Below are 13,081 nucleotides of genomic sequence, written 5' to 3' on the forward strand. Positions count from 1 at the left end.
GATCCGATGAAAACTTTCTTGTGGCTTAGCTTGGCGTTTGGTCTGTTGCCGGTGACGGCATTCTCGCTGGTGCACCTGATCGCGACGGTGATGATGCGGCGAGCGATTCCGGCGGAGCTGACCGAGGAAGAGGGCTCGTTCACGCTGGTGACCCGTTCGTTCACGGCGTTTGGTGAATCGTCTCCGCCAACCATTGTCAGCAACCAGGCCTGGCCGGCGATCCTCGTGCTGACCGGCACCCTTTGCTGTGTGATTGGGCTGCTCTATCTGATTCCGAGACAACCGCTTCGCGTTTCGCACGATGGCTACGCCCAGTTCGAGCCGTTGATCGCGAAGCTGCTTCGCTCTTCGCGCGAGTACCCATCGCTGATCATCTCGGCCCGGGAAGGGCACGAAGCGTTACTCATCATGCGGGGTGAAAGCGGCTTCGAGCTAAGCTTTTCCGTGGATGGCCAGCACCAGAACCTGGCCGCTGTGAAAGCCCTGTTCGCCAGCCGCGGCGTGCAGCCGCTGGAGGAGACGACCACCCACGACGATCAATTCGACATCGACACCACGTACGTGTCGTTCCCACTTCCAGCAACCGCCCCCGAGATCGCCACCCTCTGCACCGAAGTCTTCCGCGACGCATGCGGCGTGAAGGAGGACGAACCCATGGAATTTGCGCTGCAGGATTAAGTTCCGCTAGAGTACATCCCTCGCACCCAATCGCTACATTTATCTTCAGGAACCATCGAATGGATGGCGTGTTTTGGTTTGGGGAGGTTGGGTTTGTGGTTGATCCTCAGGCGATGGCTTCGCGGTTTCCGGATGGGGTTCGGGTGGAACAAACGTCGCTCGATGCGTTGCTGGTCGAAGGGGATCGGTTGCCTCCGCTCGGTGCGGCTCCGGTCGCTTCGTGGTTACTCGCTCGATTGATGTTTCTGACGAACGAGCGGCTTGGCTTCGAAGCGAATGACACGCTGCATCACGACGGCGGCGGTTACTACCTCAACTTTATTGCCTTCTCGAAGCAGATGCAGCCGCTCGCGTTTTTCAATGTGCATGGCACCTCGGCCGGGTGCCAACTGTGGGGCCAATGCGATCGCGGCTGGTCGGCGGAGCAATTGCTGTCGACTTTTCGCGACGCGCTGCTGGAAGATCCCACGGCGCTGATGTCTTGTCGGCTGCAATCTTACGACACCGACCCGCCGGACCTCGATCGCCGACGGGTTCGCAAGCTACAACCGCTCGGCTGGGATGGCGAGCACTTTCTGGGAACGAAGCCTCGCTCGCGTTAATCAATGGATATCGCGACGCGCTGGAACTGTTCATCTGCTTCTAAGGATGAGCAGCCTACGCAGGCGAACGGTCCCCATCGCCGACCAGGTACTTCGACCGCTCGCTGCAGCCGCAGCTCAATAGAATCGGCAGCGTATCGCCGGGGAGCCAATCGTCGCTGTAGGCAACCTGGCACTCGGGACAACGCCAAGCGACATGGCCAGTGCCTTCCTTTAGAAGAAGCTGCACCGGAATCAGCAATGCCGCGACCTTGACTTCCCGGATGCGCCAACCATCGTCTCCCTCGGCCTTCGCCCACTGGTCGCTTAGGGCATCCTCGCTTTCGGCCGGATCGCCGAACCGCCAGCTCGACTCGACCAACTTCTTCGCCGCAGCAGGGTCGAGCGCGAAGACAAAATCGCGTCCTGCAAATTCGCCAAGGTAAATCGTGATCGTCGTTGCCTGGGCGTCCATCGTTATCCTGAAGAAGTTCGTCTGTGCGGAAGATTCATCGAGAGATCGTTCGCGATTGCTTTGTTGTCCCTGACACGGCGCGGCGTGACAATAGCGGAAGATGAGACCCATCGCATTTCTTTTCACGCGTGATGCGATAGCACGTCCCCCGCACTGGCAGGTTTTGCGAACTCCCCTTGATGGATCGGCAGGGGCCAGGGACACTAGCCTGACGTGGGTCTGGTGGCTGGGGCATCGCTTTGGCGGGGAATCAGGCCAAAGGCTTGTTTCCTTTTGAGTGGCGGATTTTCGATGACCATGCGCGAGCTTCACTACCCAGGCTTCTCTTTGCAATGTCCTGCGAACTGGGAGGACATCACCGATCAAGTCGACGCCGACGATCCGCCGATCACGCTGGCCGACCGCGACGCCGATACCGGAGCGCTCCAGTTTTCGGCGGCGATGTTCGAGTCAGGCGAGCTGCCGCAGATCGACGAAGCATCGCTCCGCGAACTGCTGAAAAACTACGCCGAAGCGTACGAACTGGGCGAGCCGCTGGAAACGACTTACCACTCCGAACCGGTCCAGCGCATCACGGCCACCTTCGAGATGTACGACGACCTGATCTGCCTCTGGTATCTGACCGACGGCAAGAGCCTGGTCTTCGCCAGCTTCATCACCGAGCGTCCCGCCGACCCAACCGCCGTGGCGACTGTTCAGCAAATGCTCGACAGTTTGAAGATCGACCCGCGATAGCGTGTCTGGCCCGCGCGAGAGCTGGGCATCATTCGTCCCACAGAAACGAAATGTTGTCGTGCTGTTCTCGAAACTGGGTGCCTGCGTGGTCACTGATGCCTGAGAGAATATCGACCGATTCCAGCGAAACCGAAGGGATCACACCTTCCAGGTGGGCGTCGGTCGTTCCGTTGTCGGCGAGGCGAATGTACTTGATCTTCGACAAGCCCATCAGCCGTTGAAAATTCGACTTGTCGATCGGGACACCATGCACGTGAAAGTCGAACAGCGTGGGATGATCTTCCGGGATGACCATGCTGTGTGCATTGACCGACTTGCAGTCCCCGCCAAAATATTCCAGCTTCGGCAGGTCTTTCAAAACCGTCAGACTGCGTCCATCGAGAGGACAATCTTCGACAAGCGACACGTGCGTCAGGGCAGGGCACGCCGCCAGAAAGTCGATGCGATCGTCGGCGAAGGTACAGTCCATGAACGTCACTCGCGTTAGCTGGCGACATCCTTGCAGCACCTCGTCCCAGCCGACGACCTTGTTCTTCATCTCGCGAATGATGAGTGTTCCGGTGACCTGGGCACGCTGCAGCAGCCGAAAGTCGTCGTTGTCAGGCGTGTTCAGTTCCAGGTCTTGGATCGTGTTAGGCTCGGTCGAGGAAACGACCACGTGATGGCGACGCGCTCGAAGCTGCACCACCAGTTCGACAAACGAGGCATCCTCGTCGGTGCGCGGCGCCGCGAAACCAACGGTTCCACCACTTAACAACAGCAGCCCAAGCAAACTCACGATTGGTCGCCGAGAAAGAAGATTGTCGGACATGGTGAAACAACGCTCGTAAACTGGCGATCCCAAAACCGGTGGGCACAGTCTGCCTATCGTACCACACCCGATATGTCGGAGCGACGAATTTGCCACGCGGTGCCCTCAAGGAACGATCGCTGGATTGCGTCGGCGACGCACCGTGGCTAGAACAACAAGATAACTTTCAGGCCGATATGCATCGCGATCCTCTATGACAACGACGTACCGCCAACAGCTTCAACAGCACTATGCCCAACAGTGGTCCGTATCGGGCGAGGCGTGTGTGTGGTCTCTGGGGCCGACCGAGGCGTTGAACGCCCGGTTTCAGGTGTTGAAGTTTGCTAGTCGTCCAGGGCGGGCGATGGTCACGTATGCGACGTGTGGCATGTCATCGGAAGATGACGAAGCCCCGCTCGAGCTTCATCTGTTCGCACCGTACGAAGACGAGTTGTTGGTCGAACTGCTTTATGCAGTCGCCTATTACCATCAAACGACGCGGCCGCTAGGACTGGGGCACACCGTGAATTTCGGCCGTCCCTGGCTGGCAACCTCGCACTGTACGCATGGCCTGTTGTCGCTCCCTTACCTCGATGGTCCTCAACTCGAATGGCTGTCGGTCGCGGACGCCCAAGCGCCGGTCCGCTGCTTGTGGCTTGTACCGATCACGCTGGCCGAGAAAGATTTCGCCCGCGAATTCGGTGTCGACGCCCTGGAACAGAAGTGGGAAGAAGCCGAGTTCAACTACCTCGACCCGCTACGGGCGAGTGTTGTCTGAAAATCCTTCGACCGAGATCGGCTGCGCTAGTTGATACCGGCACCCACGTGGAGAGTTCGGATATCTTGCGGGTAAATGCCGGTCTGAAGCCGCAGTTTTTCAAGTTTCCCTTCCGCATGGGCACCTGCCCGAAAACCTAAGACCGTGACACGGGCACCTTGGTCCGCTTCAAAATGAAGATCGCAAGACTGGGCGCGACCGATCGAGTTATTCTCCCGCATATCGGGCGTGATGATGAAACCTCGGTTTGCCAGATCTTCCAGATCCATATGAAACTCGCATTACCCTGGCGGCCCCACTGCCTGCATCGCAACCAAGCGTCCCCGGAAACCTCTTCGGTATAGAAAGTCCTCCGCTGCGATTGTCTGACTCTTCCAGAGAAATCGCTCGACTTCCGTTAATTCATCCACGTCCCGCAGCGGAAATTCCAACGAAGCTATCGCATTGACAACTCTCACAAAATCCTCACGCAGCGAACATAGAAAGATCGCGCCGACGACAACAAGCGTGAATCCGATGCCACCGAGGTGATTTAGCGATTTCATGAGCACAACCCAACCGTGAGACACGTGCGTAGACGAAGCTTCGAGACGATGGCAACAAGATCGCTCCCTTTTGGGCAATGCAAATCGAAGCCACAGCCAGCAACACCTCACGCCAGCTTCGTGGCCCGTTTTCTAACTTCCTGGCTGCGGTCGGTTTGGGCTTGCTGGATCAGTGCGATCACTTTCGGGTCGGTCGGGGCGATCTTCGCGGCGACGCGCAGGACGTGGGCTCGTTGTTTGGCGAGAGGGCTGTCGAAGTACGGCAGGACGTGGTCGAGTGCCTCGGCGGCGGCTGGTCCGAGGAACTCGAGGATCCGCAGCGCATGGACGCGGCACTCTGAGTCAGGCAGCGCGGCGATGCTCGGCCCGATGCACATCTTGGGATCGGTATGAGCGATTTGCCCAAGCGCTTGCACCGCCACGATTCTGGTCATCAGCTCGCTCGACCGGGTAAGCTCTACGACGCGTGGCCCGGCCGCCAAGGCTGGCGTTCCGATGTCGAACAAAGCCCGCAGCGTTTCCTGCTGAACGAATGGATCCGGGTCGTCGAGAAAGGTAATCAACCGAGGCACGATTTCCTGAGCATCTTCAGGCGACCAGCGGCAGCGATGCAGCTTCTGCGAATAGTTCGCATTCAACGACTTGAGATACGCAAGCGGCTTTTGTTTCATGGGGCGTCACACGGGGTGAGAAAAGAGTTGGGGCAGGGGATCGCGATCGATCATGTTGGCATAAAATCAGGCGGAATGCCACACTTCGGGAAGTGCAATCGCCAGGCTTGGCCGCAGCGCTGCGTTCTGTTCGTCGCGACGACTTCGCGATAAAGTAAGACTGCCAGACCTGACCCTTTAAACCGTGCGATCGAATGCCTTCTGACCCATCCAATCCGTTTGCCTCGCCACACGAAACGCAAGCAGCGACACGCGTACGTGTTGCTCCCATGCTTCGTCTGTTGTCGATTGGTTCGTTTGTGTGCGGCCTCGGGCTGTTCATGGCGTACTATGGATACGCCGGACTTGTGAACGGACCGCTATGGATCTTTTGGATCAGCCCGCTGCTGGCTATAGTGACCTGCGTGCTGGGCGTGGCGGCGATCATCCCTCCATGGCAGCCGTCGGAACATTCACGCTGGTCGTGGTCGATGTACCTGCTGGTGATCGTGATGACGATCGCCTGCTTTCTCGTACCGGCGATGCTCGAACCGATCGAGAACCTTGTCGGCTTCTTGCCTCCCCCCAGAGTCATCTTATTCTTCGTCGCCGCGACAGGTGCCTGGTTGAGCGCGAATAGCACTCACGGCACAACCCGAGGACGCCGCCTCGCCGCGATCGGATACGGCCTGGGCACCCAGCACTGCATGACGGCCGTGATCGATGCCTGGTACATCACGTGGGCTTTCTAAATCAGATGAAAGCCCCGCTTTAGCGCAGAACCTATCGCTGCATAGTCGCCCCAGGCTGGGTGGCGACGTTCATGCGTTGATAGTTGCGGGGTAAGATCCACGTGTTGTGGCTGAAGTTGTTGAGGTTGGCGGCGGCCAGGTCGGCTTCGGGATCGATCAGCATTTGTGGGATGGTGTAGTTCATCATCACGTAGCTTTCGACGCGGACCTGAGCCTGACGTCCGGTCACTTCGCGCCAGCGTTTGCTCACGCGCTGAGCATATTGGTGGATCATCCAGGGACGGACGGCTGCCTTTTCCAGCTGGAACAACTCGATCTCTTGATAGTGGTTCCACACCATGTGCAGCGAGCGGTCTTCAAACGTCACGTAGTGCAGCGGCAAGCGGCGGAAGTCGTCGGGACGCAGCCGCGAGAAATCTGTCCAGACGATGTAAGGTTCGCCACTGGAAAGTTTCAATAGTTCGACTTCGGTCTCACTGGCAGAGGCGTCTTTCAGTGCCGGGTCGAAGATCACCAGCAGCGGTTTGCCACTGAGCGGGGCACCTTGCAATCGGAATGGTTCGAGGCGATCGAACACCGGGCGAACGATGTCGGCCAGCGGCGAGTTGTACAGACCTTGCAGCTTGCCAACCAACTGAGCTCGCTGCGATTCGTGCCCAGGCTGGGCGTCGTCGTGGGCCAAGTCTTGCAGTTGCAGTGCTTCCAGTTCGCGCAGAAACTCGGCCGTCGAGGCTTCGCTGAGCTTCAGTTCTTTCGCTTTCACAGCGAAGTCTTGGCGAATCTGGGCGACTGCTTCAGTCAGCGAAATGGTCGTTTCGATGCGGGGCGTGCGGGCAAAGGTCTTTTCCCACTGCGCTTCAACATTCTGGGTGCCGACGGTGATCGCTTCGTCCCGTTCGGTGTGCAGGGCACTCGGGTTGTAGATCAACCGGCGACCGAGAATCGGATCTTGCGTGATAGTTAGGCCAGGGTGGTGCGACCAGTTGAACTGATGCGAATCGATCGCCACGTGAATTGCTTGCGGCGTGCCGGCAGGACATGCGTTCCAATCGATGCCAGGGCGGCCTTCGGGCGTGGTGGTTTGCAGCACCGGATCGACGACGCGGCAAGTGAGGTGCCCGGCCGCTTTCGCACGAAGCATCATGCGCCAGCTGAAGTCCTGGCCTTCCTCGGTCCAGTTGGCATCGCCAGGGATGAAGAAGTGACGCAGCGGCCAGGTGGCCTGCCAGGCGATGAAACAGCTGAGGGCCAAGGTCGCTCCGAGGGCCAGCGGCATCGGGCGCGGCTCGGCTGGGACGTTCTTCTTCCCCTTTTTCTTTCTGGTGTCGTTCGCGGGCGCATTGGTCTCCCACAGCTTCCACGTCGGGCGACGAACCCAGGCCATCAATTGCCGTGGCCATTCAGGACGGAAGAAGATCAGCGTCGACGTGAACGCCATCGCCGGGAAGATACCAATCGGGAAGATGAAGTGATTGTGCAAATGGAACAACGCTGTCGCGGCGATCGCCAGCAAGCGAGTACGGCTCGAAAGCAGCAGGAAGCCAATGCTCAGGTCGTACACCAGCCCAGACCAGGCAAGGAACAAGCAGAGATGAATCGGCTGCACCGCGGCAGGCAAGCCAATCGTGCTGCTGAGGAAGTCGTGCAGTATGGTGCCTGGCATCAGCAGCGGTTCGCCGGTCAGCCAGTCGTAGTTGAACTTGGCGATGCCGCCGTAGAAGTAAACCAGGAACAACTGCGTTCGCAGCAACAGCACCGGCCAAAACGGAATGGTCGATGGCAGCGGTTCGGTTTCACCACGCCGCTTCGCCATGTACTGCGCAATCAGCCGATCGACCGACCAGCAGCGCTGCGCCGGCATGAAGATCAAAACGAACGACAGCAGGCTGATCAAATAGTAGTGATTGTTATACAGCGACGCTTCCATCAAGAAGATGTAAGTGTACCCCAGGAAGAGCGTGACGATCGCGGTTCGATAAAACAGCCCCAGCATGACCAAGGCTGCCGCCATCGCGACCACGCCGAAGTGGATACTCATCCAGGGTTCGCTGAAGGCCTGAACCCAGCCGAAACCAGGGTACGTGAAGTGCATCACCGGCCGGGCAAAGAGGGCGTCGACCTGGTTGGTGTCTTGATAGCTGCCGAAGTACTTCACCATGTGCCAGACCATTACCGCACCGAAGCAGATGCGGAACATGGCCAGCGAAGCTCCATCGACCGGCCGGGCCAGCAGCACGCGGAAGCGATCGAATAGTTTCGCGGAATCGGCGTTGGTACGAGAGGCAGATTTCATGGTCGGCACTCATTCAGCAGACATAGCGGGTCACCCCTAAGAAACAGGGCGAGAGTATGTAATCAATCGGCCGCTATCACGTCAAGAGAAGTTCGCCGCCCAAACCTATGAAAAGCGTGGTTGCGAAACCAGTTAGCGTCGGCTACCACCGGTCGCTAGCAGGCCATTTAATGGGTACCAACGCGAAGACGCCTTCGTACCAGGCAGGCACGAAGGCGTCTCGTTCGTTCCAAATTGTCGTGGGCCGGTTGGCCAGCACCGGTTTAGTACTGGATACCACCGCCCAGGGTGAAGCCGACGAAGCCGAGGTCTTCGTTCATCACGTCGTCGAAGTTACCGACGTCCGAGTCGTCCATGAAGGTGGCCGATGGGTTCGGGCTACCAACGTTCGCCCAGTACTGAGCTTCCAGACCCGACTTGAAGAAGAAGCGATCGTTACGCGAGGTCCACTTCACGCCTGCCTGCAATTCAAACGCACCAGCCAGGGTGCCCGTGTTGCGATTCTTATAGGTGATGTTCGAGTTGTCGTCGGTGGCCAGGAAATCTTGCTGACCGTACAGCAACGATCCACGACCACTGGCGAAAACGTCCCAGCGACCGATCACGTTGCGGCTGTATTCACCAGCGAAGGTCGGACCATAACCGCGGAACTTGATATCCCCCATGCCAATCCCAGAGTCGGTAACGGCCAGGTAGTTCTGGTCGATTTCCGAGTAGCGGAAACCACCGCTGACCAGGAAGTTCTTGGTGGCCTGGGCTTGCAGTTCCAGGTCCAAGACATTGACGCGGATCGACTGGGTCATGGTGGCGGTGTCGACGTCAACCAGACCAATGATGTCGCTGTCGGTCTGAGCCCAAGCAATCACGCCTTCGTCCTGCACCAGGCCACTATTCGAGTCAACGGTCAGCGAGGTGTTCTGGTCGAACTGCCAGTAGCGAGCACGCCAGCCGAAGCCACCCTTAGGTGCCAGGTAGCCCAGTTCGATACGGTTCGACTGCTTCAGATCCCAATCGAAACCGAGGTGTTCGATCACTGGGTCGTTCTGAGCGATGATCGCCGTGTTGTTCGATTGATAAGGCGTCACAAAGACCGATTCGTAGGTAGCGTAATAGCGACCGCATTCCTGCTGGCAGCCACAAACGTCCTGCGAACCGCAAGTGTCGCAATTGATACCGCTGTAGATCTGGTGCGACTGGGCTTGAACCTGCTGTTCGAGGTTCTCCATCCGCGACAACAGGTCGTTGTACGAGGTTAGCGAAGCCTCTTGAGCCTGCACGGCACCGCTCATTACGACCAACAAGGTCGGTAGCACGGCTACCCAAATTTTGCGTTCCATCGCACTCACTCTCTTAATTTGCAGAAGGCCACCTGGCTGAGATCGACCAGTTCTTGGTCTACCGGTGGGTCAACAATTCTCGCCTTTGCCGCGATGCAACGCATCTCGACAATCAATATCCCCATCCCTGGCATCGGCTGACTGCAATATATGATTGAGCTCGGATAGAGGTTTCCCGCAGAATTTTAGAGATTGCTAACATCCCGCCGGCAAAGTCTGACATCGATCAGAATATGACCCGAGATATCAACACTGCTAGCGGATCAACAGAAGAACAAAACGTGATCATGTTGCCGTAGAACCGAGGGAACGGCAGCGAGCCTTCAGCGAACGAGCAACCCTTCATCGCCTGCGCTCCGGTCCCCTCGCCCCTGAGGGGAGACGGTTGGCGAGAGGGGCCATCCCCTTCAATCGTTCAACCCAGGAAGGTCAGCCGGCAAACCGCTTTGCCCGTTCGCCTCGCGCGCCGATTCCTTTCCTTCCCCAGCACCCACCCGGTAAGATGCACGAGTCCGTTCTCTTTTCAGCGGTGAGGCGATGCCATCGATCGACGAACAACGCGTGATCTTGATTTGGCGTCCCGGCGATGCACGCTACCTCCGGGCGTTCGTTCGCGGTATCCATCCCGACGGCTTTTTCTACGGCGAGGTCCGATCCGACTGGCCAGACGATCGCATCGCTCTCACCGTCGAAGGTTCGTTGTCCGCCGCCGAGAACCAGAGGCTTCGCCAACACATCCGCCAGGTGCAAACCTACGCCGAGCCCGAGCGACTTCCCCCAGGCAACCACGTCGGCCTGATCGGCCTGGGACCTCTTCACGCCCCAACGCTTGTGCTGAAGCAGCCGACCAACAGCATCACGAACCCAGCGTTAAGACCCCTGTGGCATCAGATCGTAGAAACCATCGAACCACACCTCCCCCTCAACGCCGACCGCACCCGCATAGTCCGCCAATAAACAACCAACCCTTCCTCGCCTGCGCTCAGGTCCCCTCGCCCCTGAGGGGAGAGGGTTAGGGTGAGGGGCCTGGGAATCGGCCTCTCATCAAACCGCCTTAGTCGTAATACCCTTCGCGATAGATCGACGAACTCTCGATCCTCTTTTCCGGGCAATAGAAGATGATTCCCAGTTCGCGAAAGTCGTAGCTGCCGTCGTCGAACGGGACCTGGTGCCCCCGTTTTTCAAATTCGCCGATCACCTCCTTGGTCGCCTTGTCGGTTAGCGCGATCCCATCGAACGTCGCTTTCGATGGCGAGAAGACTTCGATGAACTCGAGCGTGTCTTGGTCGTCGTATCCCAGGATCAGCCCATCCGATACATAGAAATCGTTCCGCGGCTCGCTGGTCCGGGTCACGAACCGTTTCCCCTCCAACACCACGTCGCGAACTTCGCTGCGCGGCGTCCCAAAAGGCAACAGATCGGTTCCCATGTGCGGCTTGAAATCGAGTTCCATCGTTCGCTCCCAAAAAGTTTCCAACGCAGATCGCGGCAGCGACGCATCAGCTTGCCCGTTACCGTTTCCGCACGTTAGCATATCGCAGGCCGATTCCCGACGCGAAACTTGCTTCGCACGGTGGCATCGGTTGGCGAGTTTCTTTTCCTCTCGGGTTTAACCGGCACACCATGTCCAACGAATATCAGCGCCAGCTTCGCGAGCGGCTGGAAGGTCTGGCTTATGCCGATGCGCCGGCCCCTTGGCGATTGATGGGTGGTTGCGGCGTTGGCGGGCTGACGGAAGTTGGCTTTGTCGATGGGTCGGACGACTTGCTGGTTGTTTCGCATCAAGGCCGCGGGCTGTTCGATGGTCGGACCGGCGAACGACTGGCCCGCGATCGGGAAGAGTTCTTCGCGAACGACGATCGCACAGGCCTAACCGTCCCAGGCATTGGCCGCCAGCAGGATGCCATCGTTCGGATGGCTGGGCTTTGCGGCGGCGGCCTGGCAACCGGCACATCGGACGGATGGAGCCTGCATGTGATCCAGCTTCCCTGGCCGAAGCATGACATCTTTCTGTCGTCGAACTATGAAGGCCTGACCGGCGAACTGGCCAACATCACAAGACTGGGAACCGACCAGCCATGCGAGTTCCGCGCCGCTGGGTTCTCTTCCACGGGGCGAACCTTCGTGGTGGCGACCTCGTGCGAAGTGCTGATTTACGGTCGCGACTCGGCCTGATACTTTCCCGATGGCGGCTCCCTTGAAACCAGGCAATTGGTACTACGTGATCACCGGCGCGTCGGGTGCTGGCAAATCGACACTGATTGCCGCGCTGCGCGAACTGGGCTACGCTACGGTTCCGGAAACGGCCAACACGATCTTGCGTGAGCAGCGGAAACTCGGAGGCACGTTGCTTCCAGCCACCGATCGCAAGGCATTTATGCAGGCCGTTTTCGAGCGAAGCGTAGCGGACTTTGAACGTGCCGCAACCTACGCTGGCCCGGTCTTTTTCGATCGCGCGATTCCGGAATGGCTCCGTTTTCTCGGCTGGAAACAAGCCGCTTGTCAGCAGGCTTTGGCGAAATATCGCTACGCGGCGAAGGTGTTCGTCGCTCAACCGTGGGCCGAAATTTATCAGCGCGACGACGAACGCGTTCATCACTTCGACCAGGCGGTCGCTTCGTATCCGCCGACCGTTTCCGCTTACACCGACGCCGGCTACCAGGTGTGCTCCCTTCCGCAACAACCGGTTGCCGAGCGAGTTACCTTTGTGCTGAACGAGGTCGCAGCCGATGCCGGGCGGCATGGTTCCTAATATCTTCTTCGGAAAGAAATCGCATGAGCAAAGTCTTTGTGAACATCGGCCTGAGTCTTGATGGCTACATGGCCCCAGAGGGGATGGACCTGGAACATTGGGAAGATCCCAGCTACAAAAATTGGGGCGCCAAGTGGGGCTCGCTGATGGGCTGGATTTTGAAGCAGCAATATTTTCGCGAGAACCTGCAGTTCGGCAGCGGCGGCGAAACCGGGCCGGTCAACGACATGCTGCGCGAGACGATGCAGCGCAGCGGAGCCAGCATTATGGGCAAGCGCATGTTCGACGCCGGCGAAAGAAGCTGGCCTGAGGAAGCTCCCTTTCATACGCCAGTCTTCGTGCTCACCCACGAAGAGCGCGAGCCCTGGGAACGGCCCGGCGGAACAACGTTTTTCTTTGTGAACGATGGCCCCGAGAGTGCATTGCAAAAGGCGCGCAACGTCGCCGGTGATCGCGACATTCGGATCTCTGGCGGAGCCGATGTCGTGCAGCAATACTTAAACCTGGGCGCAGTCGACGAACTCGAAATCGCCTTGGCCCCGGTTCTATTCCACGGAGGCCGTCGCCTCTGGGAAAACCTCGACGAAGCGATCCCCCAATTTAAAATCGACTCCGCCCACTCGACACCCGACGCAACCCACCTGCGTTATGTTCGGGTTTAAAGATGCGGGCGACCTTTACTTTCCAGCAACGCAACCTTTCTAACGGCAGTTAG

16 protein-coding genes are annotated in these 13,081 nt (G+C 58.5%); 9 read left to right on the forward strand and 7 right to left on the reverse strand.

Going from position 1 to position 13,081, the window contains the following annotated elements; translation table 11 throughout:
- Positions 1 to 6 precede the first annotated feature (6 nt).
- Together ABD890_RS24010 and ABD890_RS24015 are read left to right on the forward strand one after the other, a co-directional pair.
- Positions 7 to 678, forward strand: a complete 672-nt coding sequence (locus tag ABD890_RS24010) for a hypothetical protein (RefSeq protein ID WP_345095380.1) — start codon at positions 7 to 9, stop codon at positions 676 to 678.
- Between the two features lie 59 nt (positions 679 to 737).
- On the forward strand, positions 738 to 1,280 hold the full coding sequence (locus ABD890_RS24015) for a hypothetical protein (RefSeq protein WP_345095382.1): 543 nt from the start codon (positions 738 to 740) through the stop codon (positions 1,278 to 1,280).
- A 55-nt stretch (positions 1,281 to 1,335) separates the two neighbouring features.
- On the opposite strand, the gene ABD890_RS24020 is transcribed toward ABD890_RS24015, so the two are convergent.
- Complete coding sequence (locus ABD890_RS24020; RefSeq protein ID WP_345095384.1) at positions 1,336 to 1,734, reverse strand: hypothetical protein; 399 nt, start codon at positions 1,732 to 1,734, stop codon at positions 1,336 to 1,338.
- Positions 1,735 to 2,025: 291 nt separating this feature from the next.
- Here ABD890_RS24020 and ABD890_RS24025 point away from each other — a divergent pair, with 291 nt between their 5' ends.
- A complete protein-coding gene (locus ABD890_RS24025; protein ID WP_345095385.1) occupies positions 2,026 to 2,469 on the forward strand; it encodes a hypothetical protein in 444 nt (147 codons plus the stop codon).
- A 28-nt stretch (positions 2,470 to 2,497) separates the two neighbouring features.
- Here ABD890_RS24025 and ABD890_RS24030 read toward each other — a convergent pair whose 3' ends face one another.
- Complete coding sequence (locus tag ABD890_RS24030; RefSeq protein WP_345095387.1) at positions 2,498 to 3,280, reverse strand: hypothetical protein; 783 nt, start codon at positions 3,278 to 3,280, stop codon at positions 2,498 to 2,500.
- A 193-nt stretch (positions 3,281 to 3,473) separates the two neighbouring features.
- Between ABD890_RS24030 and ABD890_RS24035 the strand changes: the two genes are divergently transcribed.
- On the forward strand, positions 3,474 to 4,037 hold the full coding sequence (locus ABD890_RS24035) for a suppressor of fused domain protein (RefSeq protein ID WP_345095389.1): 564 nt from the start codon (positions 3,474 to 3,476) through the stop codon (positions 4,035 to 4,037).
- A 26-nt stretch (positions 4,038 to 4,063) separates the two neighbouring features.
- Here ABD890_RS24035 and ABD890_RS24040 read toward each other — a convergent pair whose 3' ends face one another.
- Together ABD890_RS24040 and ABD890_RS24045 are read right to left on the reverse strand one after the other, a co-directional pair.
- Positions 4,064 to 4,306 carry a hypothetical protein gene (locus ABD890_RS24040; RefSeq protein WP_345095391.1) on the reverse strand — a complete coding sequence of 81 codons (243 nt, stop codon included), beginning with the start codon at positions 4,304 to 4,306 and terminating at the stop codon, positions 4,064 to 4,066.
- A 383-nt stretch (positions 4,307 to 4,689) separates the two neighbouring features.
- Positions 4,690 to 5,253, reverse strand: coding sequence for a HEAT repeat domain-containing protein (locus ABD890_RS24045; protein ID WP_345095393.1), 564 nt, complete (start codon positions 5,251 to 5,253; stop codon positions 4,690 to 4,692).
- 194 nt (positions 5,254 to 5,447) lie between these two features.
- Here ABD890_RS24045 and ABD890_RS24050 point away from each other — a divergent pair, with 194 nt between their 5' ends.
- Complete coding sequence (locus ABD890_RS24050; protein ID WP_345095395.1) at positions 5,448 to 5,984, forward strand: hypothetical protein; 537 nt, start codon at positions 5,448 to 5,450, stop codon at positions 5,982 to 5,984.
- 31 nt (positions 5,985 to 6,015) lie between these two features.
- Here the strand turns inward: ABD890_RS24050 and ABD890_RS24055 are convergent, their stop codons facing one another.
- Together ABD890_RS24055 and ABD890_RS24060 are read right to left on the reverse strand one after the other, a co-directional pair.
- Entirely contained in the window at positions 6,016 to 8,277 is a 2,262-nt protein-coding gene (locus ABD890_RS24055) for an HTTM domain-containing protein (protein WP_345095397.1), read from the reverse strand.
- A 263-nt stretch (positions 8,278 to 8,540) separates the two neighbouring features.
- On the reverse strand, positions 8,541 to 9,614 hold the full coding sequence (locus tag ABD890_RS24060; protein WP_345095399.1) for an Lpg1974 family pore-forming outer membrane protein: 1,074 nt from the start codon (positions 9,612 to 9,614) through the stop codon (positions 8,541 to 8,543).
- 537 nt (positions 9,615 to 10,151) lie between these two features.
- Between ABD890_RS24060 and ABD890_RS24065 the strand changes: the two genes are divergently transcribed.
- A complete protein-coding gene (locus tag ABD890_RS24065) occupies positions 10,152 to 10,571 on the forward strand; it encodes a hypothetical protein (RefSeq protein WP_345095402.1) in 420 nt (139 codons plus the stop codon).
- Between the two features lie 97 nt (positions 10,572 to 10,668).
- Here ABD890_RS24065 and ABD890_RS24070 read toward each other — a convergent pair whose 3' ends face one another.
- Positions 10,669 to 11,067, reverse strand: a complete 399-nt coding sequence (locus ABD890_RS24070; protein WP_345095404.1) for a hypothetical protein — start codon at positions 11,065 to 11,067, stop codon at positions 10,669 to 10,671.
- 170 nt (positions 11,068 to 11,237) lie between these two features.
- On the opposite strand from ABD890_RS24070, the gene ABD890_RS24075 reads away from it, so the two are divergent.
- From ABD890_RS24075 to ABD890_RS24085, 3 genes are read left to right on the forward strand one after another with little or no spacing between them, the layout of a single operon-like run.
- Entirely contained in the window at positions 11,238 to 11,789 is a 552-nt protein-coding gene (locus tag ABD890_RS24075; protein WP_345095408.1) for a hypothetical protein, read from the forward strand.
- Positions 11,790 to 11,799: 10 nt separating this feature from the next.
- Positions 11,800 to 12,366, forward strand: coding sequence for an AAA family ATPase (locus tag ABD890_RS24080; protein ID WP_345095411.1), 567 nt, complete (start codon positions 11,800 to 11,802; stop codon positions 12,364 to 12,366).
- A gap of 23 nt (positions 12,367 to 12,389) precedes the next feature.
- Positions 12,390 to 13,028 carry a dihydrofolate reductase family protein gene (locus tag ABD890_RS24085; protein ID WP_345095413.1) on the forward strand — a complete coding sequence of 213 codons (639 nt, stop codon included), beginning with the start codon at positions 12,390 to 12,392 and terminating at the stop codon, positions 13,026 to 13,028.
- Positions 13,029 to 13,081 lie beyond the last annotated feature (53 nt).

It is taken from the genome of Bremerella cremea (assembly GCF_039541315.1).
GTDB classification, from domain to species: Bacteria; Planctomycetota; Planctomycetia; order Pirellulales; family Pirellulaceae; genus Bremerella; species Bremerella cremea.

Coding starts and splice junctions, on each gene's coding strand:
- ABD890_RS24045 (WP_345095393.1), bottom strand. CDS start 5,253: ATGAAACAAAAGCCGCTTGCGTATCTCAAGTCGTTGAATGCGAACTAT.
- ABD890_RS24055 (WP_345095397.1), bottom strand. CDS start 8,277: ATGAAATCTGCCTCTCGTACCAACGCCGATTCCGCGAAACTATTCGAT.
- ABD890_RS24040 (WP_345095391.1), bottom strand. CDS start 4,306: ATGGATCTGGAAGATCTGGCAAACCGAGGTTTCATCATCACGCCCGAT.
- ABD890_RS24020 (WP_345095384.1), bottom strand. CDS start 1,734: ATGGACGCCCAGGCAACGACGATCACGATTTACCTTGGCGAATTTGCA.
- ABD890_RS24085 (WP_345095413.1), top strand. CDS start 12,390: ATGAGCAAAGTCTTTGTGAACATCGGCCTGAGTCTTGATGGCTACATG.
- ABD890_RS24015 (WP_345095382.1), top strand. CDS start 738: ATGGATGGCGTGTTTTGGTTTGGGGAGGTTGGGTTTGTGGTTGATCCT.
- ABD890_RS24075 (WP_345095408.1), top strand. CDS start 11,238: ATGTCCAACGAATATCAGCGCCAGCTTCGCGAGCGGCTGGAAGGTCTG.
- ABD890_RS24080 (WP_345095411.1), top strand. CDS start 11,800: ATGGCGGCTCCCTTGAAACCAGGCAATTGGTACTACGTGATCACCGGC.
- ABD890_RS24010 (WP_345095380.1), top strand. CDS start 7: ATGAAAACTTTCTTGTGGCTTAGCTTGGCGTTTGGTCTGTTGCCGGTG.
- ABD890_RS24070 (WP_345095404.1), bottom strand. CDS start 11,067: ATGGAACTCGATTTCAAGCCGCACATGGGAACCGATCTGTTGCCTTTT.
- ABD890_RS24025 (WP_345095385.1), top strand. CDS start 2,026: ATGACCATGCGCGAGCTTCACTACCCAGGCTTCTCTTTGCAATGTCCT.
- ABD890_RS24050 (WP_345095395.1), top strand. CDS start 5,448: ATGCCTTCTGACCCATCCAATCCGTTTGCCTCGCCACACGAAACGCAA.
- ABD890_RS24030 (WP_345095387.1), bottom strand. CDS start 3,280: ATGTCCGACAATCTTCTTTCTCGGCGACCAATCGTGAGTTTGCTTGGG.
- ABD890_RS24065 (WP_345095402.1), top strand. CDS start 10,152: ATGCCATCGATCGACGAACAACGCGTGATCTTGATTTGGCGTCCCGGC.
- ABD890_RS24060 (WP_345095399.1), bottom strand. CDS start 9,614: ATGGAACGCAAAATTTGGGTAGCCGTGCTACCGACCTTGTTGGTCGTA.
- ABD890_RS24035 (WP_345095389.1), top strand. CDS start 3,474: ATGACAACGACGTACCGCCAACAGCTTCAACAGCACTATGCCCAACAG.